This window comes from Halomonas sp. Y3, assembly GCF_024137965.1.
Lineage (GTDB): Bacteria > Pseudomonadota > Gammaproteobacteria > Pseudomonadales > Halomonadaceae > Halomonas > Halomonas mongoliensis.
In genome coordinates this window covers 398,658-419,789 of record NZ_CP099975.1, presented here as the reverse complement: position 1 = coordinate 419,789, position 21,132 = coordinate 398,658, and the positions used below count along the sequence as shown (strand labels likewise).

Here is a 21,132-nt window from a genome sequence, read left to right as displayed (position 1 = left end):
GCAGGAATAAAGCAAAGTAGAGAGTGTTCTACCGCCTCGGCGGGCGGAGGACCGTCATGTCTATCATGACTACTCGACAGTATACGCTAACCGGGCGTGGCTGATGCGAGGTGGATTGCCACAGTGTGAGGCCTAATCAACCATATGACGCCGCCAGGCGTTGTGGCTTGCGCTATCAGGCGCTCAACTACGTCTCATCCTCTTCAAGCACGGCCAGGCGCACTCTTGAACGGCTTCTCAAGGGGCCCTCGATATCGGGCACTCGCAGCCCGAAGATTGTCAGACTAGGCAGCAGCAAGTCTGCCTCCAGGCAGACCGTCAGCTCACCTTCGCTGGCGCTATAGGCATAGCGATTACTGCCGTTGGCGCAGCCCCGGACGCTCAGCACTCCTCCATAGCGGTCTACGGCGGCGTCTACCCGCTTGTCGAGCGCGCTGCGAATATCACTTTCGTCTCCCTCGATGACCACCGCCCTGGTGGCCTGGGCTGCCTCCGCCGCCAGGCCGTTGAGGGCATGCAGCTGGGCAAAGCTGACGCCGTAGCTGAGAATGGCGTAGAAGACCACCAGAAACAGGGGGAACAGCAGCACGAATTCGATGGAGATGCCTCCTCGCTGTCGCGCCCTGGCTGCTGCTCTCGCTCTACGGTTCATCACTGAGGCACCCTGAGCGTCGCGGTCACGCTGACGCTGGTTTCATGGGGCAGCTTGACGCCCAGCAGAGAAATTTGCGGCAGCAAGCTCTCCTCGGCGACCAGGCACACCGATAGCCTATCGATGTCACCATCGCTGCTGATACTGGGAGAGCCACTGCACCAGCCCGCGGTTGCCGCCGGCCCGGTGGCATTATCTCGCAAAGCAGCCAGCGCGAGATTTATCTCATCAATATCCAGCGTATGGCTGCCGCTATCCTCCTCATACCACTCCTGGCGAATAATCTGCCCTGCCAGCTCTGAAGTCATACCGTTCAACCCCTGGTAGGCCCAGAATAGAATGGCGTAGCTAACGGCGGTATAGAGCAGCAGGAGCAGAATCGGGAAGATCAGAATCATCTCGATGGCCGCCCCACCGCGCTGGCGGGGCGCCATGCCATGCATGCGTTGCCTGGCGAAAAAAGCCATGACTAGAGCAGCTCCGGGGGGCCGGTGCGGTGGTCGATGGCCTCGACTCGTACGACTGCCTCATTAACTTTCACCCCCAAAGCCTGAAGCAGTGGGTCCACAACCGTACCTGCCAGGTTTGCAACTACACCCATCACTACTACGTCCACAATGTCGAGAACAGGCTCCAAAAGATCACTAACACTCAAAGGAACGCCAAAAAGCTCCACCCTCAAATTGATATCATTCTGCAAATTTTTCGAAAGCCCAGAGACTGTATTTCTAACCGAGCCTGTAAATGGGAGTGATTCCATAGAGGAAGACCACTGAAGGGAGTGTACGCCCGGACTCATGGCTTCTCCAGTGGTTTCAGACTCAAACCCTTCCATCCAGCTACCCAGATCTTCATCCCAGCCTGAAGTCTCCCCCCCGTCAGTTTCTAAATCGTCTTTCAAAGTATCAGTTGCCTTGCAACCAGCAGGGATATGCAAGACCTTCCAGCACACCTCCGTACCATCTTCGCTAATTTCATGCCCCGTACCAAGAATACCACCTATAAGAAAATTGAGGAGCCCCCCAACCACTGTCGAAAGTACATCGACCAAGCCATTCACGATACTAGCGACTATGCCAAGAGTACCCTGAAGAAAACCTATAATCTCACCAACTCGTGATGATGGCTCATCCTCATCCAACCATGGAAGGTGAGAGTCGAGAAGGGCAAGTTTCAGATCAAGCTTTGTGGCAAGTGGATACTGGTAGGCCGCCACATCGACATCCCATTCATGACTCTCCTCATGACCCGCGGGCCGTGCACCTTCGATGCCGGCTCTAGCACCGCCAGCCACTAGGCCAAGCTTGACGCCTAGGTCAGCAATCACCGGAATGCGTAAATCTACCCCCAAACCTAGCCTAACCTGAGCGGTACGCGCTTCGGTTTTCCAATCTCCTTTGCAGTCAACGAAGGAGCCGTCTGCACAACCCACTGGCCCAACAGCAATCTGTGGCGGCTCGATCACCCCCAGCTCAACCTCTACCCCCCCCAATTGCCCCAGGGAAAGGCCGAGTTTTTCCACATTAATAAAGTTCCCATCATTCAGAAAAACAGAGGCATCTAGAAGTGAAAGAAGATTGACGCTCACATCCAGCGAGCTCGCTGGTGCCTCTGGATCTACCGCCAGAATATCGCCCAGCTGTATAGTACCTAGCCCCAAGTCCAGCATAACTTCTAGCGTATCCTGAAACACTTCCAGGCCCGTCGATATAAGGCTGGAACTTTCACCCTGTACCAAACCTTCCAGATCGGCGCTGACCAGAGACGCCACATCTAGGGTGACGTCCTTGAGCAAACCGTCTGTGGCACCGACTCCCCCTGCGAGATCCACAAGACCCAGAAGGCCAATAGATAGATCGGCAAGCCCCTCATAGCCAATGGCCGTCACCCCTAGATCATCACCGAAAAGCTGGCTCAGTAGGTTAGCGGATGCAAGCGTATTCCGAATCTCCAGCACACCCACCGTTTCCGCCTGGCTGCGCTGCGCCATGGCCGTGGCAGAGATGGTGATCTCATCTTCGCCCAGCAGGCTGCCGAACAGGCTGGGGCGGACCTGATGGCTGGCCGTTACCTCCACCGCATGGCGCTCCAGAGTGCCGCTGTAGCTGCCGTCCAGTGTGCTGCACTCCACCGTTCCTTCACCAAGAGCGTGGGCAAAGAAGACGCGAGCCCAACCGTCATCCTCGGGCGCACGGCAGACGCCGCCTCCCACTGCACTCAATGCCCGCTTGCTCTCTTCACTGTCTCCGATATCGTGACCGTTTCGCTTGGCTGAATCCTGAGCTGCCGAGGCAAGGTCTGCATCTGAAGCCTGACTGATCAGCGTTACGGCGCCGGCGGCTTCCAGGGCGGCCAGGTCCGCCACCCGCTGCATATGCCGCTGCTCCAGAAAGAGCCGCCCGGTATCCACCGCAAGTGCGACGCTGATCACCATCAACAGCATCAGGCCAGCCGCCATCAGGCCAAAAACACCGCGCTGTCGCGGCGGTAGCGGATAGTCAAAGCGTGGCAGGCGCATGGCGCTCTCCTCGCCGGCCCTGAGCGGCCGGCCGGATCAGTTGCTGAAGTCGTCGTCGATAAAGGTCTCGGGAATCGGCCGCGAGAAGCTGTTCACATAGCGGCGGTAGACCTCCCGCTGCACGTCGCCGGAGAGCCACTGGTCGTTGGACGAGGCGTGGTGGCCGGCGCGCTGCTGCTCCAGCAAGCGGCGGGTGGTGCCGCCGGGCGGGGGCGCCTGGCGCTGCTGGGCGGGTGACGCCGCCTGCGGGGCGCCGACAGGCTCGGCGGCGGGCCGCTCGGGCGTGGGCATGTCGCCTGCCAGGGCGGCGGAAGGCGCCAGCAGGGCGGCCGCAAGCAGCAGAGGCGGCAGGGCGAAAAGGCGCTCAGGTCGTTTCATCGTCGATCTCCAGGGCGGGGTCTTCGGGGATGGGCAGCGGCGCCGCTCGGCGTTCCACCGCCGCCTGCAGGGCCGAGAAGGCCTCGGGGCTGACGCGATAGCGCCGTGCCGCGGCTTCGGCGCGGTGGGCCTGGCCGTCCTGGAGCAGCGCCAGCACCAGGTTGCTGGCGGCGTTGCCCAGGCCGTCGTCCAGCTCCAGGGCGGTCATGAACTCCTCGATGGCATCGCCGTGGTGGCCCCGCAGCATCAGCAGGTAGCCCAGGTCGTTGCGGATGCGCGGGTCCGAGGGGCTGGCGCGCCGCGCCAGGCGCATATAGCCGAGGGCGTCGTCATGGCGCTGCTGTTCGAAGGCGTTGCGCCCCAGCCCGCGCAGGGCGTCGGCGGCCAGGCAGCCATCCACCAGCCCCTGGTAGATCAGGCTGCTGCCCTCCAGGTGGCCGATCTCGCGCAGCGCCTCGGCCTGCATCAGCTTCGCCTCGGGGTAGGCGTAGTCGAGCTCCTCCAGGTAGGCCAGCGCAGAACGCGGCCGCTCCTCGTCCAGCATCCGCCGCACCATGGAGAGCTCCATCCCCTCGTCGGCGCTGTAGCGCTCGCCGCAGGGGCCTCGGCGGCTCTCCTGCTCGAAGGGCTGCAGGGTGCCGGTCACGTCGCTGCCGAGGTTTTCGCGGGTGGTGGTGCAGCCGGCCAGGCCCGACAGCAGCAGCCCCACCAGCAGCGCACCTGGCCATCTTGTCATCATGCGCATCGTCAAACTCCTATGGGCCAGCGCCGGAGAGGGACTGCAGCAGCCCCCCCAGATTCACCACCGCAGGCCCCGCCACAATGATCAGCAGCACCGGAAAGAGAAAGACCATCATCACCAGCGACATCTTGCCCGACATCTTGGTGACCTTCTCCTGTAGCGTAGTGCGCCGGCGGTCGTTGAGCAGCTCGCTGAGCGACTGCAGGGCGCTACGCGCGCCGCCGCCGGTCGCCGCCACCTGAGCCAGCAGGTTGAAGTAGGACTCGCTGGCGGGGCTCGGCTGCAGGTCGGCCAGCGTCTCCAGCACCTCGCTGCGCTCCTGGCCCGCCTCGATGCGCGCCAGGGCCACCCGCAGCTCCAGGCTGGAGGCGGGCACCACCTCGCCCAGGTTGACGATCAGGCTGCGCAGCACGCCCTCCAGGGTCATGCCGGTCTCCCAGAGCATGCGGGTGACCTGAATCAGCAGCTCCACCTCCTCCTCGAGCTGTTCCCGGCGGGCGGCGATGCGCCGCTTGAGCCAGAACCAGACCAGCACCGCCCCCAGCAGCAGCCCGGCCAGGCCGTTGCCCAGGGCGCCGGCCAGGCCGCCGCCCTCGCGCAGGCCGTGCAGGGCGCCCGCCGAGGCTACCCCCAGGGCCACCAGCCCCAGCGAAAGCAGCACCGAGACCTGAGCCCGGGAGCCCACGTAGCCGGCCTGGCGCAGCATCAGGGCCAGGCTGGCGACGCGCTTTCGCTGCTGGGCCTGGCGCCGCCACAGCTTGCGCCCGCCGCGCAGCAGCCGCGTCTCCTGGCGCCGGGGGTCTGGGTCGCCGGGCAACGGCTCCGGCATCAGGCGCTCGGCCATGACCGAAGCCAGCAGGACCGCCGCCGCCGCCGCCATCATCACTGCCGAGAGAACCATCAAGACCGCAGGTGACATTCGCTTCTCCTATACCGACTTGAGCATGCGCCACAGCGCCAGGGCGCCCGCCACCTGCATGGCCGCCGCCACCCCGAGGGCCAGCTGGCCGCCGCTGCTCTCCAGCATCGGCTGCATGAATTCGCGGTTGAAGAAAAACATGTAGCCCGCCATCAGCAACGGCATAGCCCCGAGCACGAACGCCGTGACCCGGGTCTCGCCGGTCATGGCGCTGAGTTCGCGCCTGCCGCGCTCCTGCTGATGCAGCAGGGTCACGAAGCTGGCCAGCATGTCGCGCAGGCTCCCGCCGTGTACCTGGCTGATCTGCACCGCCGTGGCCAGCAGCTGCAGCTCGAAGAGCTTGAGCAGGCGCGCCTCCCGGGCCAGCCCCTCGTGAAGCTCGAGGCCAAGGTCGCGGCGCATCAGGATGCGCTGCAGGGCATCGCCCAGAGGGGCGGGCACCCGCCGGGCGGCGTGGCGAAAGGCCAGCTCCAGGCTCTGGCCGCCGCCCAGGTCGCGCATCACGCTCTCCATGAAGGGGGCCAGCTGGCTGCGCGCCTGCACGCGCAGTCGCCCGGCGCGCAGGCGCAGCAGGGCGTTGATCAGCACCAGGCCGGCCACGATCAAGAGCGGTCCGAAGCGCGAGCCGGCAAGGGTCAGCGCCAGCATCACCAGCATCACCAGCGCGCCGCCCCAGAGGGTAATCGCCTTGGGCGTGGTGGAAACCCCCGCCGCCACCAGGCTGTCATAGAGCCACTCCACCAGGGACTCCCGGGGCGTCAGGGCGCGCCGCCGGCGCGGCGCGGCCAGGGCGGGGTCGCCGCCGATGGCCTGCTCGGTCTGCTGGCGGGCCCCCTTCATCAGCAGCCACACCGCCAGGGCCAGCACCAGCATGGTCAGGGACCACAGCTGCCACTCTGTCATGAGATCTCCTCCACGCTCTTGCTCCAGTCGATGCTCTCCACGTCCGCCAGGGCCTCGTGGCGCCGATAGAGCGGCGCCAGGGTAATGGCCCCGCGGCGCAGGCCGGTCACCCGCAGCACCTCGCCCACGTGGCGGTGGCCGCTGGCGTCGCGGTCCACCTGGATGATCATGTCCAGCGCCGTGGCGATGATCTGGTTGACCAGCGCATCGGTGCCCTGAAAGCTGGAGAGGCGCACCATCATCTGCAGGCGCACCAGGGAGTCCCGGGCCGAGTTGGCGTGCACCGTGCTCATGGAGCCCATATGGCCGGTGTTCATGGCCTGGAGCATATCCAGCACCTCGTCGCCGCGGCTCTCGCCCAGGATGATGCGGTCCGGGCGCATGCGCAGGGAGTTCTTGACCAGCTGGCGGGCGGTGACCTCGCCCTCCCCCTCGGTGTTGGGGGCGCGGGTCTCCAGGCGCACCACGTGCTGGCTGCCCAGCTGCAGCTCGGCGGAGTCCTCGATGGTCACCACCCGCTCCGCTTCGGGAATCGCCGCGCTCAGCACGTTGAGCAGGGTGGTCTTGCCGGTGCCGGTGCCGCCGCTGATCAGGATATTGCGCCGCTCCACCACGGCCCGCTGCAGCACCGCCATCAGCTCGGCGGGGGCCGAGTCGAACGCGATCAGGTCCTCGGCGGTCAGCGCATCCTCGCGGAACTTGCGGATGGAGACGCAGGGGCCATCCAGGGCCAGGGGCGGGATGATGGCGTTGACCCGGGAGCCGTCGGGGAGGCGCGCGTCTACCATGGGGCTGGCCTCGTCCAGGCGCCGCCCCAGGGGCGACAGCATGCGGCGCACCACCCGCAGCACATGGGCGTCGTTGAGAAAGCGCACCTCGGCGCGCTCCAGCCGACCGCCGCGCTCGATAAAGACCCGCCGGGGGCCGTTGACCAGAATATCGGTGATGTCATCGTCGGCCAGCAGCGGCTCCAGAGGCCCGTAGCCGTGCAGCTCGTTGATCACCTCCCCGGCCAGGCTCGCCACCCGAGCCGGCGGCGCGGCGTAGCCGCGCAGGTCGAGATACTCCTCCACCATGGTCTCCACGCGCCGGCGCATCAGGGTGGGGTCGTCACCCAGCAGCGCCTGGTCATCCTCCAGGCGGTCGATCAGGGCGCGATGCAGCTGGCCGATAAACTCCGCATCGTCCGGGGGCGGCGCACGCTCGGCGGCGCTCCCCTCACGGCGCCGGGGGCGAAAGACCATCAGCGCCTCCCGGCATCAGCGAGCAAAGCCCACCTCGGTGTCACGCTCGATGGCCGAGACATCCCGCGGGTCGAGCAGCAGCTCGAGGTAGCTGGGGCGGTGGCGGCGCAGCGCCTCGCCGGGCAGCTCCAGCTCGGTACCGGCGGCCATGGGCCAGACCAGGTGCGGGGTCACGATCATCACCAGCTCCTTCTCGTCGCGCTCCAGCCGAGTGTTACGGAAGAAGGCGCCCAGCACCGGAATATCGCCAAGGCCGGGGATGCGGTCGACGTTCTGGATCACGTTGTGGCTGACCAGGCCGCTGATGATAAAGCTCTCGCCATGGCCCAGCTGCACGGTGGTATCGGTGCGCCGCACGTTGAGCGCCGGCACCGAGACGCCGCCGGTGGTCACCCCCTGGGAGAAGTCCAGCTCGCTCACCTCGGGCGCCACCTTCATCATGATGCGGTTCTCGTCGAGCACCGTGGGGGTCAGCTTGAGGCGCACCCCGAACTCCCGATAGTCGATGGAGATATCGCCGCCGTCATTGCTGCTGGAGGGGAAGGGAAACTCGCCGCCGGCCAGAAAGGTGGCGGTCTGACCGGAGAGGGTGACCAGGCTCGGCTCGGCCAGGGTATAGGCGAAGCCGTTGCTGCTCAGAGCGGTGAGCGCCGAGAAAACGCCGCTAGTATTGGCGCGGATAATCGAGAAGCCTTCGCTGCCAGGGGCCACGTTGCTGCCGCCCAGAAAGGAGAGCGCGTTGCTGCGGTTGCCCACTGCAAAGCTGCCGGAAGAGCTGCCGCCATCGCGACCGATAAAGAAGCCAGAAGCCTGCAGCTTGCGGCGGTTGACCTCCACCACGCGGATATCGGCCTGGACCTGCACCGCCCCCACCTGGCGGGTGGCGTCGATCACGCCGTCGCCGAAGCGCTGGCGGGCCTGGGCGTGGCGCTCCAGGGACTCGGTGTCGCCGGAGATACGCGGCACGGCGGAGAGCTGGCTGTAGAGGTACTCCTCCTCCAGCCCCACGGAGCCGTCAGGCAGCACCCGCAGGCGCAGCTCCTGAGGGCGCGAGCGCCCCTCCAACCAGATGCGCAGCGAGGTGCTGCCGGCGCTCTGGCCGGTGATCAGCAGCGAGCGCTCGTCGACTACCTGCACGCTGGCCACGTCGCCGCGGCCGATGGCGGTGCGCGCAACCTCGCCGGGCAGCCCCAGCAGCTCCTGGTCGCCCACCACGATCTCGAGCACGCCGTCGTCGGCCGCGGCGCCAAGCGCCAGCGTCATGCCCAGCAGCAGGCCGGCGAACCACCCGAATGCCCGGGCGCCCGGCGCCCACTCCCTTGCGTTTCGTCTCATGCCGCTTCCCCACGCGCTGATACTGTTATGCGTTATGGCCGGCCGCGCCGGCGCTCTTCATGCTACCGGCTCTGGGGCAGCTCCACCACGCGCACTTCGCCCCCCACGTGCTGAATGACCCGGCGCGTCGGCGCCTCTTCGCTCCGCGGGCGGCGAGGGGCGGGCTCGCCGCCGCTGGCCGTGGCAGCGTCCAGCACGGTCAGCTCGTTGAAGAGCACCGCCGGCCCCAGGGCGGGCAGGGGCGAGGCCGGGGCCGCCGGCTCGGCCTCGGCGGGGGCCGGCTGGGGCAGCCCGGCCATGGCCGGAATCACGCCATCCGGAGCCGCTTGCGGAGCGGCGGCCTCCCGGGCCTGGGCCTCGCGTTCGATCAATCCGCGGTGCTCCTCGGCGCCGATCAGCGCCAAGCGCAGGCGCCCGGTGGTCTCGGCCAGCATCAGCGCCGCGGCCTGCTCGCCCTCCAGGGCCAGCACGGCGGTGCGGCCGCTGCGGCGAACCGTCTCCTCTTCCTCCTCGGCGCCCTGCAGCGACTCGCCATAGCTCACCACCTGCACGTTCGCGAACAGCCGACGGGCCAGCTGGGGCTGGTCGCCGTCGCCGGCGCGGGCCTGGTAGAGGATATCGACCCGGTCGCCCGGGGCCAGGAAGCCGCCGCCGCCGATCACCTCGTCCACACCCACCGCCACGGCGCGCTTGCCCGCGGGCACCGCCTGGGCCATTACGCCGCCGGCGGAAAAGTGGCGGGGGCGCAAGATCTCGCCCTCGGGCACCGGGCGAGTCAGGCGGCGCCCGGCCAGCTCCTCGAGTTCAGCGAAGCTTCCCGGCACCGGCTCGGGGTAGGCTACCAGGCGCAGGGCGCCGGGCTCGGCCTCGGGGTCGAGGCGCTGGCCAAGAGCGAGATCCCTGGCGGCCACCACCACGGCGTGGCTGGGCGCCTGCCTCTCCTCAGGCTCCCGGGGGGCGAGCGCCTCAGGAGAGACAGGCGTCTGAACCGCCGGGGCGGGTTCGGGCTGCTGGCTGATGCGCCAGCCGATTACCGCCAGCACGGCGGCCACGATCACCAGCAGGCCGGCCAGCAGGCGCAGTAGAGTGGGGGACATTAAGGTGTCTCCGTTGGATTGTCGGTAACCGGGAGTTCCGGCCCGATGAAGGGCATCGGGCCGGAAAGCTGGACGGAAAAGCTAGGAGCTAGGCAGCTCCGGATTAACCTCAGGTGCCCCCCGCCTCGCCGCCAGTTGAGTCTGTAACGATGTCAGCGATTTGATCAAAGAATGTTTTGAATGCTGAACCAATCAGACTGTCATCACCTATACCCGCAACTGCAAAGATCGCAAAGGCAATCACCGCGGCGATAATCACATACTCGATGGCACTAGCCCCGCGCTGGCGGCGGGAGGCGGCGGTGTTAAGGGTGGCGCTGGCCTCGGCGTGGCCGCGCTGGATCAGCTGTGTCATGCGCTGGATCGGGGACATGTGTGACTCCTTGCCCGGTGGGCGTTAGGTTGCGACCGCCACCCGGCGGCGGCGTCAAACAGGGTGGGAGAGCTCAGGCGGCGCCTGAGGGCTCACTCCATGGCGCAGGGCCTTGTCGGCATGATAGCCAACGGCGTTGTAGATTCATACTTACAAGGTGTAAGCAGCTACCCACAAAGTGGGAGGAGCACCCTCCCTCCAAGGGGTTAGCACCGGCCCCACACCCAAAATGTAACACACAAATTACGAAAAGACACAATCTAACCCGCAACACCTTGTTCCCTATCAAGGCAGCGTCTCGCCCTCCTCACCCAGCCGCAGCATCCTGACCCGCCCCGCCCGGGCCTGCGCCGCCGCGCCCAGCGGCACGTGGCTGGCGACCACCAGCAGCCCCTGCCCCTGGCGGCGCAGCAGGCACTCGACCACCCGCGCCCGGGTGGCGGCGTCCAGCCCCGCCAGGGGCTCATCCAGCAGCAGCACGGGCCGGCGCGCCAGCAGCAGCCGGGCCAGGGCGATGCGCCGGGCCTGGCCCCCGGAGACCGCGGCGCCATACTCCCCCAGGGGGGTGTCCAGCCCCCGAGGCAGCGCCCGGGCCCAGTCGCCCAGGGCCAGCTCATCGAGCAGCGCCCAGAGCGCCTCGTCGCTGGCGCCGGCGTCGCCCAGGCGCAGGTTGGCGGCCAGGCTCATGTCGAAGAGGTCCCACTGCTGGGGCAGGTAGCCGATGGTCTCGTCGAGGCGCCACGCCTCGAGGGGTCGGCCGTTGAGGCGGCACTCCCCCGCCGAAGGGGCAAGCTCCCCGGCCAGCACCTGCAGCAGCGTCGATTTGCCGCAGCCTGAGGGTCCGCTCAGGCAGAGCACCTCGCCGCCCGCCAGGGTAAAGGAGACCCCCTCGGGGCCGTTGAGGGCCCCCGGCAGCCGGGCGCCGACGCCAGAGAGCTCCAGGGACCAGGGCGCCGCGGGGGCCTCGGCCTTTAACTCTCCCCCTGCTTCTCCCCCAACCTCTGCCGGCGCCCATGCCGACGCCGGCTCGCCGGGGGTGCCCGCCACCAGGGCGTTGAGACGATCCCGGGCGGCCAGGCTGGCGCCCAGCGACACAAAGCTGCCCGCCAGGGGGGCGAGGATCTCGCCGAGGCCCAGCAGCGCCAGCACCGCGGCCAGCAGCAGCGCCACCGTCAGCCGTGAGTCCGCCGCCTCGGGGGCCAGCAGCAGCGGCGCCCCCCACCAGAGTACCGCCACGATAGCGAGCCCCAGGGCCCCCTGCTGGAGCGCTCCCACCAGGCTCGCCAGGCGCTGCTGGCGCTCCTGGTTGGCCAGGCAGCGCTCGTCGCGGCCGACCACCTCGCGCTGCATCTGCCCCCAGCGCCCCCAGAGCAGCAGCGGGGTGATGGCACTCAGGGGCTCCACCAGGGCCTCCCGGCGGGCCTCGGCCAGCGCGGCGTCGCGCCGCGCCAGGCGGCTGCCCTGCCAGAGGGTGAGCAGCGGCAGCCCCAGCCAGGCCAGCAGCAGGCCGGGCAGCGCCACCAGCAGCAGGGTGAGATCGAGCCAGGCCAGCAGCCCCATGACCACAAGCGAGAGCAGCCCCGCCCAGGCCCAGGGCAGCAGGGCGCTGAGGGCGAAGCGGTCGAGCTGGTCGATATCGGTGACCAGGCGATGCATGGCGGCGGCGCTGCCCGGGCCCGGGCGGGCGGCGCTGGGGGCGCGGCGCCCCAGGGCGTCGAAGAGCCGGCAGCGCAGGTCCTTGAGCAGCCCCAGGGCGGCGTGGTGGGAGGCCAGGCGCTCGCCGTAGCGCCCGGCGGTGCGCACGATGGCGCAGAGCCGGATCAGCGCCGCGGGGCGGAAGTAGTCGAAGCCCAGCAGCGCCACAGTGGCCACCCCGGCGGCGGCCGCCGCGGTGATAAACCAGCCGGAGATGGCCAGCAGGGCCACCACCGCCAGCAGAGTGGCGGCGCCGATGGTAAAGGCGAGCGCCCAGCCGCCGCGGCGCAGGCGCAGCAGGTCGACCAGGCGGATGGCGGGCTTCAGCTCTGACATGCCGGCGTCTCCTGACGATGGGTGGCGACCGCCGGGGCGGCAACGGCCGGGGCGGCGGCAGCGGTATCGAGCGCCGCGGCGGGCAGATCAAACGCGGCGGATGGATCGCGGGCGGCGGCGGGAGCGGCCAGCGCCAGGCGGCGATCCACCCAGTCGAGGCCGTCGGCCTCGTGGCTGACCAGCAGCACGCTGCGCCCGCGGCTGAGCCGTTCGATCAGGCCGTGGAGGCGCTGGGCGGCGTCCGGGTCGAGGTGGGCGGTGGGCTCGTCGAAGAGCCACAGCGGCGCCTCGCTCAGCAGCAGCTGGGCCAGGGCCAGGCGCTGCAGCTGGCCGCCGGAGAGCCCGCGGCCGCGCTCGCCCAGGACCGTGGCCAGGCCCTGGCGCTTCGCCAGCAGCGGCCAGAGCTCGACCCGCTCGAGCACGGCCACCAGCTCGGCATCGCCGGCGGCGGGGGCGGCCAGGCGCAGGTTGTCGGCCACGCTGCCGCGCAGCACCGGCGGCTGCTGGCCCAGGTAGCCCAGGCGGCGGTGCCAGGCCTGCCGGTCGAGCTCGGCCAGCTCAACGCCGTCGACGCGCAGCGAGCCCGCGTAGGGAGAGAAGCCGAGCAGCGCCTCCAGCAGGCTCGACTTGCCGCTGCCGCTCTCTCCCTGCACCAGCAGCCGCTCGCCGGGCGCCAGGCTCAGGGTGAGCGGTGCCAGGCGGCAGCGGCCGCCGTCGCCGAACAGGGCCAGCTCGCGGCAGTCGAGCCGGGGCGGGCTGGCGCCCAAGGCGGGCGCCCGGCGCGCTTCGGGGCGCCAGGGGGTCGCGTCGAGCAGCGGCGCCAGCTCGTCCATGGCGCCCTCGGCCTCGGCCCGGGCGTGGTAGTCGGCGCCCAGCTGGCGCAGCGGCGCGTAGAACTCCGGGGCCAGCAGCAGGATGAAGAGCGCCGACTGATAGATCACCGGCACCTCGCCCTTGGCCCAGGGCAGGATGCCGAGCAGGCCAAGCCCCAGGTAGAGCGCCACCAGGGCGATGGCCAGGGCGGAGAAGAACTCCAGCACGGCGCTGGAGAGGAAGGCCAGGCGCAGCACCCCCATGGTGCGGCCGCGGTAGGCCTCGCTGGCGGCGGCGATGCGCCGCCCCGCCTGGGCGGTGGCGCCCAGGCGCTGCAGGGTGCCCATGCCCCGGGCCAGGTCGAGAAAGTGGCCGCCCAGCCGCGCCAGGGTCTCGAGCTGACGGCGGCTGGCGCCGGCGGCGGCGCGCCCCACCAGCACCATGAAGAGCGGCACCAGGGGGGCCGTGAGCAGCATCAGGCCGGCGGCCAGGGGGCTGTGCAGGGCGACCATGCCGCCCAGCAGCAGCGGCACCAGCACCGCCAGGCGGCTCTGCACCCGGTAGCGGGCGATATAGCCGTCCAGGGCGTCCACCTGCTCCAGCACCTTGGCGCCCAGGGCGCCGTCGCTGCCGTAGCGCCGCCGCGCCGGGCCCAGCGCGCCCAGCCGCTCGAGCAGCGTGCGGCGCAGCGCGGCCCGGGCGTCGCGGCTGGCCCGGCGCGAGAGCGCCTCGCGGCCGGCGTGCAGCAGCGGGCGCAGGGCCAGGCAGGCGGCCAGGGCGGGAAGCCACCAGGCCGCCGGCGCCTCGGCGGGTGCCAGCCCCTGCCAGGCCAGCAGCCAGTAGGAAAAGAGGGCCGCCATCAGCCAGCTCTGGGCCACCAGCAGCACGGCGCCCGACAGCGCCAGCAGCAGCGCACCGCGCAGCCAGTGGCGCTGAGGGGCGAGGCAGCGGGCTAGCCGCTGCCGCGGGGTGGGCGACTCAGCCGTCGCGCTCATGGTCCTCTCCGGCGCTTTCGCCTTCATAGCCGTTGAGCTCCAGCCACATGGCGTTGAGGATGCCGAGGGCGGCGGCCAGGGTGACGCCGAGAATCCAGGCGAAGTACCACATCGTCGTAATCTCCTTTCAGGCCGGGCTCAGTAGAGCGCCTTGTCGTTGTCGCGGATGTACTGCTCGTTGAGCCGGCCGCGCATCACCCAGTAGCTCCAGGCGGTGTAGGCGAGCACCAGCGGCACGAAGATGCAGACCACCACGAACATGATCATCAGCGTCATGTAGCTGGCGGTGGCGTCCCACATGGTCAGGCTGTGGGCCGGGTTGAGCGACGAGGGCATCACGAAGGGGAACATGGTGACGCCGGTGGTGACGATCACCATGGCCATGGCCAGCGAAGAGCTGACGAAGGCCAGCACGTGGCGTCCCGCCTTCATGGTCAGCGAGCAGAGCAAGAAGCCCGCAAGGCCCAGCAGCGGCAGCAGCCAGAGCGCCGGGAAGCGCGCATAGTTGGCCATCCAGCCGCCGGCGCTCGCCTCCACCAGCTTGGCGGTGGTGGCGTTGTGGCCCTGGGTGTCGATGACGCTGGTCACCTGGTAGCCGTCCACGCCGAACATCAGCCAGACCCCCGCCACCAGGAAGAGCCCCGCGCAGACCAGGGCGGTCAGGGTGCCGATGGCGGCGCTGCGGGCGCGCAGCTCGCCCTCGGTCTTCATCTGCAGCCAGGCGGCGCCATGGGTGACAAACATCAGCAGGCTGAGCAGCCCGGCCAGCAGCGCGAAGGGGTTGAGCAGGCCGAGCAGTCCGCCCTGGTAGTCCAGGCGCAGGATGTCGTCGAACTGGAAGGGCACGCCCTGCAGCAGGTTGCCGAAGGCGACGCCGAAGATCAGCGCCGGCACCGCCGAGCCGATGGTCAGCATCCAGTCCCAGCGGCTGCGCCACACGGGGCTGTCGAGCTTGGAGCGGTAGTCGAAGGCCAGCGGGCGCAGGAAGAGCGCGAACAGGGTCAGCATCAGCGCCAGGTAGAAGCCGTTGAAGGCGGCGGCGTAGACCGGCGGCCAGGCGGCGAAGAGCGCGCCGCCGGCGGTGATCAGCCACACCTGGTTGCCGTCCCAGTGGGGCGCCATGGAGTTGATCATCACCCGGCGCTCCTCGTCGTTGTGGCCCACCACCTTGAGCAGGCTGGCCACCCCCATGTCGAAGCCGTCGGTGACCGCGAACCCGATCAGCAGCACGCCGATCAGCACCCACCAGATGAATCTGAGCGTTTCGTAGTCCATGTCATGCCTCCTGAGGCTTGCTTGCCAGCGCGGTGTCGGGCGCATCGAGGTCGTCCGGGCCGGCGTGATAGCCGCTGCCGGAGGGCCCCTTGCGAGCGAAGTGCTGCATCAGCCAGATCTCGATGATCACGAAGATGGTGTAGAGCACGGCGATGGCGATCAGGGTGAAGAGCACCTGGTTGACCGTCAGGTGGGAGACGGCGATATGGATCGGCAGGATCTCGCCGATGGCCCAGGGCTGGCGGCCATACTCGGCCACGAACCAGCCGGCCTCGGAGGCGATCCAGGGCAGCGGCAGGCTGTAGAGAGCGAAGCGCAGCAGCCAGGGGGACTTCTCGGGCTGGCGACGCACGCTGTGCCAGAAGGCCAGCACGAAGAGCACCAGCATGATGAAGCCGGCGGCCACCATGATGCGGAAGGTCCAGAACAGCGGCCACACCTTGGGCACCGAGGCTTCCACGGCGCGCTCGATCTCGGCGGCGGTGGCATTGGGCACGTCGTCGGTATAGGCGCTGAGCAGCAGGCCATAGCCCAGGTCGCCGCGCACCTCCTCGAAGCGGGCCTCGTCGGCCTCGCTGCCTTCGCCGCGACGCAGGCGGTAGAGCAGCTCGTAGGCCTCCTGGCCGGTGATGATGCGCTCGCGGTGCTGCTCCTTGAGCTCGCGAATACCGGTCACCTCCTGGTCCAGGGAGCGAGTGGCGATCAGCCCCAGGGCGGCGGGAATATGGATGGCGAAGTCGGTGCGCTGCTCCGCCTCGTTGGGCAGCCCCACCAGGGTGAAGGCGGCAGGCGCCGGCTGGGTCTCCCACTCCGCCTCGATGGCGGCCAGCTTGACCTTCTGCACGTCGCCCAGCTCATAGCCGGACTCGTCGCCCAGCACGATCACCGACAGCACGGCGGCCAGGCCAAAGGCGGAGGCAATGGCGAAGCTGCGCCGAGCGAAGGCGACCTCGCGGCCCTTGAGCAGGTACCAGCTGGAGATGGCCAGCACGAAGACGGCACCGGTGACGTAGCCGGCGGAGACGGTGTGCACGAACTTGACCTGGGCCACCGGGCTGAGCAGCACCTCGCTGAAGCTGGTCAGCTCCATGCGCATGGTCTCGAGGTTGAACTCGGAGCCGATGGGGTACTGCATCCAGCCGTTGGCGACCAGGATCCAGAGCGCGGAGAGGTTGGTGGCCAGGGCCATCAGCCAGGTGACGGCGAGGTGCTTCTGCTTCGACATGCGGTCCCAGCCGAAGAAGAAGAGCCCCACCAGGGTCGACTCCAGGAAGAAGGCCATCAGCGCCTCGATGGCCAGCGGCGCCCCGAAGATGTCGCCGACATAGTGGGAGTAGTAGGACCAGTTGGTCCCGAACTGAAACTCCATGGCGATGCCGGTGGTGACCCCCAGGGCAAAGTTGATGCCGAACAGCTTGCCCCAGAACTTGGTCATTTCGCGATAGATGGTCTTGCCGGTCATCACGTAGACCGTCTCCATCATCGCCAGCAGGATCGAGAGACCCAGCGTGAGTGGTACAAACAGGAAATGCACCATCGCCGTGAAGGCGAACTGCAACCTGGATAGTTCAACGATGTCCATGTGCGACTCCGTGAAATGGGCGGATATCACAGCAGGCAGCCAGAGACGGGACATGGCAGGCGCTGCTTTCAGCACTATAGGTAAGGCTTGGCGTCGCAATGATGATGTATATCAAGGTTCCCGCTGTGCGCCTTTAAAGCGGGCGACCGCAAATATTCACACAAAAACAACGATTAAAAATCATTGAAACAAAGCAGGACTTCCAGCCAACAAAAATCGGGACATTGATAAGGAAAAAGGGTCATTGAGCGCTCTTGTTTACATGATATCGGCCTCCGCCCTTTACACTTCGCCCCTATGCGACTCATGCGGTGCGGTGTCGCACCGGGTCGCGGGCCGCGGTTGCGTTATCGCCACGGCGCGGCGAGGATAGGCCGCTTTCACCCATTCACCCTCTCGCCCTTCACCGCCAGCAGCCAGGTCCGATGTGACGCCACCCCGCCCCGCTCCCCGCACACCCCGCCAGGCCGGGGCATCACGCCAAGACCCCAGCCCGCGCCTCTGGGCGCTGGCCTGGCCAATCATCCTCTCCAATATCACCGTGCCGCTGCTGGGGCTGGTGGATACCGCCGTGATGGGCCATCTGCCGGACTCCCGCTACCTGGCCGGCGTGACCCTGGGCGCCACGCTTTTCAGTTTTCTCTACTGGGGCTTCGGCTTTCTGCGCATGGGCACCACCGGGCTCACCTCCCAGGCGGTGGGCCGCGAAAGCGACGGCGAGGTGCGCAACCTGCTCGGCCAGTCGCTGCTGCTGGCGGGCGTGATCGGCACCCTGCTGATCCTCTTCTCGGGGCCGATGATCGCGCTGGGCCTCTGGCTGCTGGACGGCAGCGAGGCGGCCACAGCGCTGGCCGCGGAGTACGCCGCCATCCGCATTCTTTCGGCGCCAGCGGTACTGGCCAACTACGCCATCCTGGGCTGGTTCCTGGGCCAGCAGAACTCCCGGGTGACGCTCGCCATCCTGGTGCTCACCAACAGCGTCAATATCGTCCTGGACCTGCTCTTCGTGGTGGGGCTCGGCATGACCAGCGACGGCGTGGCCTGGGCCACGGTGATCGCCGACTACACGGCGCTGGCCTTCGGGCTCTGGCTGGTCTCGCGCCAGCTCAGGCTGCTGGATGGACGCTTCCTGCGCAGCCGGCTGCTGGCCCTTGCCGCCTACGGCGAGCTCTTCGCGGTCAACGCCAATCTCTTCGTGCGCACCCTGGGGCTGCTCTTCGCCATGGCCTTCTTTACCTCCCGGGGGGCGGCACAGGGCGATACCGTGCTGGCCGCCAACGCCGTGCTGCTGCAGTTCATCATGCTGACCAGCTACGCCCTGGACGGCTTCGCCCACGCCGCCGAGGCGATCACCGGCCGCGCCGTGGGGCGCCGGCGCTGGGACGAGTTCGGCCAGGCGGTGAAGAGCGCCGCCTGGTTTTCGCTTGCCACCGCCGGGGCAGCGTCCCTGGCCTTCGCCCTAGGCGGCCAGTGGCTGATCGCCCTGCTCACCGGCCTGCCGGAGGTGCGCGCCACGGCGGGCGCCTACCTGCCCTGGATGGTCGCCATGCCGCTGATCGCGGCGTGGAGCTACCTGCTGGACGGGGTCTTTATCGGCGCCACGGCGATCCGCGAGATGCGCAACAGCATCTTCATCGCCCTGGCGGCCTACTTGCCGGCCTGGTGGCTCACCCAGACGCTGCTGCCCGAGGCGCTGACCAACCACGGCCTGTGGTTCGCCTTTACGCTCTTTGCCGCGGTGCGCTCCGGCGTGCTGGCCGCCTACTACCTGCGCTATCGCCGCACCCGCTGGTGCGAGTGCGACCCGGCCGGGCCGGCGCGTTGGCGAGCCGGCTAGCGCAACCCCCTGAGGCTGCGCTACTTTCCTTGTGGCACGCCATCCATAAGAAGATCGACAACAGAAGAAGGGAACTCACATGCTCAAGGCCCTCTCGAGACCGGCCGTCAAGCTGGTCGAACGCTACCTGCCCGACCCCTATATCTTCGTACTGCTGCTGACGGTGATCGCCGCCGTGGCGGCCATCGCCGTGGAGCGCCAGACGCCGCTGGCGGTGATGCGCATGTGGGGCGACGGCTTCTGGGGACTGCTGACCTTCTCCATGCAGATGCTGCTGGTGCTGGTCACCGGCTTCATGCTGGCGAGCTCCCCGCCGGTGAAGAAGCTGCTGCAGCGCCTGGCCGCCCTGGCCAAGGGGCCCGGGGGGGCCATCCTGCTGGTCACCTATGTGTCGCTGGCGGCCAGCTGGATCAACTGGGGCTTCGGCCTGGTGGTAGGGGCCCTGTTCGCCAAGGAGCTCGCCCGCCTGGTGAAGGTGGACTACCGCCTGCTGGTGGCCAGCGCCTACTCCGGCTTCGTGGTGTGGCACGGCGGCCTGGCCGGCTCCATCCCCCTGACCATCGCCACCGACGGCCACTTCAGCGCCGACCAGATCGGCGTGGTGGGTACCGGCTCCACCATCTTCGCCTTCTTCAACCTGGCCATCGTGGTTTGCCTGTTCATCGTCATCCCGCTGGTCAACCGCCTGATGCTTCCCGACGACAAGGAGAGCGTCTACGTGGACCCCAAGCTGCTAGCCGATGACGAGGAGACCCGGGTGCGCATCCACCGCCCCGCCGACCGCCTGGAGAACAGCACGACTCTGGCCTGGCTGGTGGGCATCCCCGGGCTGCTCTTCCTGCTCGACCATTTCCTGCTGCGCGGCGGCGGCCTGAACCTGAACATCGTCAACTTCCTGTTCCTGTTCCTGGCCATCGTGCTGCATCGCACCCCGCGCAGCCTGCTGACCAGCCTCAACGAGGCGATCAAGGGCGGCGCCGGCATCGTCATTCAGTTCCCCTTCTATGCCGGCATCATGGCGATCATGGTGCAGTCGGGACTGGCCGCCAGCATGTCCGAGGCGCTGGTGTCGTTCGCCACCGAGACCTCTCTGCCCTTCTGGTCCTTTATCAGCGCCGGCATCGTCAACCTCTTCGTGCCCTCCGGCGGCGGCCAGTGGGCCGTGCAGGCGCCGGTCATGCTGCCCGCCGCCGAGGCGCTGGGCGTGGATGTCTCCCGGGTGGCCATGGCCGTGGCCTGGGGTGACGCCTGGACCAACCTGCTGCAGCCCTTCTGGGCCCTGCCGGTGCTCGCCATCGCTGGCCTCAAGGCCAAGGACATCATGGGCTTCTGCCTGATCCAGCTGTTCATCACCGGGGCGGTCATCGCCATCGGCCTGACCTGGTTCTGAACCACCTGCGCCCCCGGACTCGGGGGCGCTCTTTCTTTCATGCTTTTGCCTTCATGGAGCGAAGCGAGTGAACTGGTTCCTGCAGCTGATCGACACCGTCGCCTTGATCATCGAGGGCCTGGGCGTGATGATCATCGTCGCCGGCTTTGCCATGGCGACCCGGCGCTTCCTGCAGCATCGCAACTTCTACGACAGCCGCCACGCCTATCTGGAGTACCGCCACGGCATCGGCCGCTCCATCCTGCTGGGGCTCGACTTCCTGATCGCCGGCGACCTGATCAAGACGGTGATCGTGCTCAACAGCGGCGAGAGCGTGGTGACACTGGCCGCCGTGGTGCTGATTCGCGCCTTCCTGGGTTTCACCCTGCACGTGGAGGTGGAGGGTCACTGGCCCTGGCAACCGCCCCACCCGCCCCAGCGGCGCGACCACCACATGAAGAACGGCGAACCGGACCTGCCCCATCGCCACGGAGACTGATATGGAACACACCGACCTGCCCGGTCAGCACGAGCTCTCCATGACCGTGCTGATGACCCCCGACATGGCCAACTTCAGCGGCAAGGTGCATGGCGGCGCCATCCTCAAGAAGCTCGACGAGGTGGCCTACGCCTGCGCCAGCCGCTACTCCGGCCACTACGTGGTAACCCTCTCGGTGGATCAGGTGCTGTTCAAGCAGCCGATCCACGTGGGGGAGCTGGTCACCTTTCTGGCCAGCGTCAACCACGTGGGGCGCTCCTCCATGGAGATCGGCATCAAGGTGGTGGCGGAGGATATCCGCAAGAAGCTGATCCGCCACACCAACAGCTGCTACCTGACCATGGTCGCGGTGGACGACGCGGGTCAGCCCGCCCGGGTACCCCCGCTGAAACTTGACACCAGGCTGCAGCGGCTGCGCTTCGAGAAGGCGGCGCTGCGCAAGAAGCTGCGCAAGCAGGCCGAGGAAGAGGAGCGCCGCACTCAGGACGAGCACGGCGCCTAGGAAGTTGCTGTTAGGAAGTTGCTGTCGAAGGCGCCCCGCGAGGCGCCTTCGCCGCGGCGCGGGTCTGC

Annotated in this window: 20 protein-coding genes; 4 read left to right on the top strand and 16 right to left on the bottom strand. The window is 68.0% G+C overall.

Annotated features, from left to right (window positions below; genetic code table 11):
* Nucleotides 1–187: 187 nt before the first annotated feature.
* From NHL60_RS01985 to NHL60_RS01910, 16 genes are all read right to left on the bottom strand, one after another.
* On the bottom strand, nucleotides 188–652 hold the full coding sequence (locus NHL60_RS01985; protein WP_253448292.1) for a TadE family protein: 465 nt from the start codon (nucleotides 650–652) through the stop codon (nucleotides 188–190).
* The gene (locus NHL60_RS01980) at nucleotides 652–1,119 is read right to left on the bottom strand and encodes a TadE/TadG family type IV pilus assembly protein (RefSeq protein WP_253448289.1); all 468 of its coding nucleotides are present in this window, start codon (nucleotides 1,117–1,119) and stop codon (nucleotides 652–654) included. Before NHL60_RS01980 ends, NHL60_RS01985 begins: the two co-directional genes overlap by 1 nt.
* Nucleotides 1,120–1,121: 2 nt before the next feature.
* On the bottom strand, nucleotides 1,122–3,170 hold the full coding sequence (locus NHL60_RS01975) for a pilus assembly protein TadG-related protein (RefSeq protein ID WP_253448286.1): 2,049 nt from the start codon (nucleotides 3,168–3,170) through the stop codon (nucleotides 1,122–1,124).
* A gap of 36 nt (nucleotides 3,171–3,206) precedes the next feature.
* Entirely contained in the window at nucleotides 3,207–3,548 is a 342-nt protein-coding gene (locus NHL60_RS01970) for a DUF3613 domain-containing protein (protein ID WP_253448282.1), read from the bottom strand.
* The gene (locus tag NHL60_RS01965) at nucleotides 3,535–4,284 is read right to left on the bottom strand and encodes a tetratricopeptide repeat protein (RefSeq protein WP_253448279.1); all 750 of its coding nucleotides are present in this window, start codon (nucleotides 4,282–4,284) and stop codon (nucleotides 3,535–3,537) included. Before NHL60_RS01965 ends, NHL60_RS01970 begins: the two co-directional genes overlap by 14 nt.
* 19 nt (nucleotides 4,285–4,303) lie before the next feature.
* Entirely contained in the window at nucleotides 4,304–5,209 is a 906-nt protein-coding gene (locus NHL60_RS01960) for a type II secretion system F family protein (protein WP_253448276.1), read from the bottom strand.
* 9 nt (nucleotides 5,210–5,218) lie between these two features.
* Nucleotides 5,219–6,112, bottom strand: coding sequence for a type II secretion system F family protein (locus NHL60_RS01955; RefSeq protein ID WP_253448273.1), 894 nt, complete (start codon nucleotides 6,110–6,112; stop codon nucleotides 5,219–5,221).
* On the bottom strand, nucleotides 6,109–7,356 hold the full coding sequence (locus NHL60_RS01950; protein ID WP_299311427.1) for a CpaF family protein: 1,248 nt from the start codon (nucleotides 7,354–7,356) through the stop codon (nucleotides 6,109–6,111). The genes NHL60_RS01955 and NHL60_RS01950 overlap by 4 nt, the downstream gene beginning before the upstream one ends.
* A 15-nt stretch (nucleotides 7,357–7,371) precedes the next feature.
* Nucleotides 7,372–8,691: a type II and III secretion system protein family protein gene (locus NHL60_RS01945; protein WP_253448270.1), complete on the bottom strand. Its 1,320-nt coding sequence runs from the start codon at nucleotides 8,689–8,691 to the stop codon at nucleotides 7,372–7,374.
* Nucleotides 8,692–8,753: 62 nt separating this feature from the next.
* Entirely contained in the window at nucleotides 8,754–9,788 is a 1,035-nt protein-coding gene (gene cpaB / locus NHL60_RS01940) for a Flp pilus assembly protein CpaB (protein WP_253448267.1), read from the bottom strand.
* 109 nt (nucleotides 9,789–9,897) lie between these two features.
* Nucleotides 9,898–10,161, bottom strand: a complete 264-nt coding sequence (locus NHL60_RS01935) for a Flp family type IVb pilin (RefSeq protein ID WP_253448264.1) — start codon at nucleotides 10,159–10,161, stop codon at nucleotides 9,898–9,900.
* A 285-nt stretch (nucleotides 10,162–10,446) separates the two neighbouring features.
* A complete protein-coding gene (gene cydC, locus NHL60_RS01930) occupies nucleotides 10,447–12,192 on the bottom strand; it encodes a thiol reductant ABC exporter subunit CydC (RefSeq protein ID WP_253448261.1) in 1,746 nt (581 codons plus the stop codon).
* Entirely contained in the window at nucleotides 12,180–14,000 is a 1,821-nt protein-coding gene (gene cydD, locus NHL60_RS01925) for a thiol reductant ABC exporter subunit CydD (protein ID WP_253448258.1), read from the bottom strand. Before cydD ends, cydC begins: the two co-directional genes overlap by 13 nt.
* Nucleotides 13,984–14,112 carry a cytochrome bd-I oxidase subunit CydX gene (gene cydX / locus NHL60_RS01920; protein WP_253448255.1) on the bottom strand — a complete coding sequence of 43 codons (129 nt, stop codon included), beginning with the start codon at nucleotides 14,110–14,112 and terminating at the stop codon, nucleotides 13,984–13,986. The genes cydD and cydX overlap by 17 nt, the downstream gene beginning before the upstream one ends.
* A 26-nt stretch (nucleotides 14,113–14,138) precedes the next feature.
* Nucleotides 14,139–15,275 carry a cytochrome d ubiquinol oxidase subunit II gene (gene cydB / locus NHL60_RS01915; RefSeq protein WP_253448252.1) on the bottom strand — a complete coding sequence of 379 codons (1,137 nt, stop codon included), beginning with the start codon at nucleotides 15,273–15,275 and terminating at the stop codon, nucleotides 14,139–14,141.
* Between the two features lies 1 nt (nucleotide 15,276).
* Nucleotides 15,277–16,857 (bottom strand): cytochrome ubiquinol oxidase subunit I, encoded by a 1,581-nt coding sequence (locus NHL60_RS01910; RefSeq protein ID WP_253448249.1) that lies wholly within the window; start codon nucleotides 16,855–16,857, stop codon nucleotides 15,277–15,279.
* A 508-nt stretch (nucleotides 16,858–17,365) separates the two neighbouring features.
* Here NHL60_RS01910 and NHL60_RS01905 point away from each other — a divergent pair.
* From NHL60_RS01905 to NHL60_RS01890, 4 genes are all read left to right on the top strand, one after another.
* The gene (locus NHL60_RS01905) at nucleotides 17,366–18,694 is read left to right on the top strand and encodes an MATE family efflux transporter (protein ID WP_253451936.1); all 1,329 of its coding nucleotides are present in this window, start codon (nucleotides 17,366–17,368) and stop codon (nucleotides 18,692–18,694) included.
* A 79-nt stretch (nucleotides 18,695–18,773) separates the two neighbouring features.
* The gene (locus tag NHL60_RS01900; protein WP_253448246.1) at nucleotides 18,774–20,084 is read left to right on the top strand and encodes a short-chain fatty acid transporter; all 1,311 of its coding nucleotides are present in this window, start codon (nucleotides 18,774–18,776) and stop codon (nucleotides 20,082–20,084) included.
* A gap of 67 nt (nucleotides 20,085–20,151) precedes the next feature.
* Nucleotides 20,152–20,562, top strand: a complete 411-nt coding sequence (locus NHL60_RS01895; protein WP_253448243.1) for a DUF1622 domain-containing protein — start codon at nucleotides 20,152–20,154, stop codon at nucleotides 20,560–20,562.
* Between the two features lies 1 nt (nucleotide 20,563).
* Nucleotides 20,564–21,064, top strand: a complete 501-nt coding sequence (locus NHL60_RS01890; RefSeq protein ID WP_253448240.1) for an acyl-CoA thioesterase — start codon at nucleotides 20,564–20,566, stop codon at nucleotides 21,062–21,064.
* Nucleotides 21,065–21,132 lie beyond the last annotated feature (68 nt).

Coding starts and splice junctions, on each gene's coding strand:
- cydB (WP_253448252.1), bottom strand. CDS start 15,275: ATGGACTACGAAACGCTCAGATTCATCTGGTGGGTGCTGATCGGCGTG.
- cydX (WP_253448255.1), bottom strand. CDS start 14,112: ATGTGGTACTTCGCCTGGATTCTCGGCGTCACCCTGGCCGCCGCCCTC.
- NHL60_RS01910 (WP_253448249.1), bottom strand. CDS start 16,857: ATGGACATCGTTGAACTATCCAGGTTGCAGTTCGCCTTCACGGCGATG.
- NHL60_RS01985 (WP_253448292.1), bottom strand. CDS start 652: ATGAACCGTAGAGCGAGAGCAGCAGCCAGGGCGCGACAGCGAGGAGGC.
- NHL60_RS01955 (WP_253448273.1), bottom strand. CDS start 6,112: ATGACAGAGTGGCAGCTGTGGTCCCTGACCATGCTGGTGCTGGCCCTG.
- NHL60_RS01970 (WP_253448282.1), bottom strand. CDS start 3,548: ATGAAACGACCTGAGCGCCTTTTCGCCCTGCCGCCTCTGCTGCTTGCG.
- NHL60_RS01960 (WP_253448276.1), bottom strand. CDS start 5,209: ATGTCACCTGCGGTCTTGATGGTTCTCTCGGCAGTGATGATGGCGGCG.
- NHL60_RS01980 (WP_253448289.1), bottom strand. CDS start 1,119: ATGGCTTTTTTCGCCAGGCAACGCATGCATGGCATGGCGCCCCGCCAG.
- cydC (WP_253448261.1), bottom strand. CDS start 12,192: ATGTCAGAGCTGAAGCCCGCCATCCGCCTGGTCGACCTGCTGCGCCTG.
- NHL60_RS01965 (WP_253448279.1), bottom strand. CDS start 4,284: ATGACAAGATGGCCAGGTGCGCTGCTGGTGGGGCTGCTGCTGTCGGGC.
- NHL60_RS01975 (WP_253448286.1), bottom strand. CDS start 3,170: ATGCGCCTGCCACGCTTTGACTATCCGCTACCGCCGCGACAGCGCGGT.
- cydD (WP_253448258.1), bottom strand. CDS start 14,000: ATGAGCGCGACGGCTGAGTCGCCCACCCCGCGGCAGCGGCTAGCCCGC.
- NHL60_RS01950 (WP_299311427.1), bottom strand. CDS start 7,356: ATGGTCTTTCGCCCCCGGCGCCGTGAGGGGAGCGCCGCCGAGCGTGCG.
- cpaB (WP_253448267.1), bottom strand. CDS start 9,788: ATGTCCCCCACTCTACTGCGCCTGCTGGCCGGCCTGCTGGTGATCGTG.
- NHL60_RS01945 (WP_253448270.1), bottom strand. CDS start 8,691: ATGAGACGAAACGCAAGGGAGTGGGCGCCGGGCGCCCGGGCATTCGGG.
- NHL60_RS01890 (WP_253448240.1), top strand. CDS start 20,564: ATGGAACACACCGACCTGCCCGGTCAGCACGAGCTCTCCATGACCGTG.
- NHL60_RS01900 (WP_253448246.1), top strand. CDS start 18,774: ATGCTCAAGGCCCTCTCGAGACCGGCCGTCAAGCTGGTCGAACGCTAC.
- NHL60_RS01935 (WP_253448264.1), bottom strand. CDS start 10,161: ATGTCCCCGATCCAGCGCATGACACAGCTGATCCAGCGCGGCCACGCC.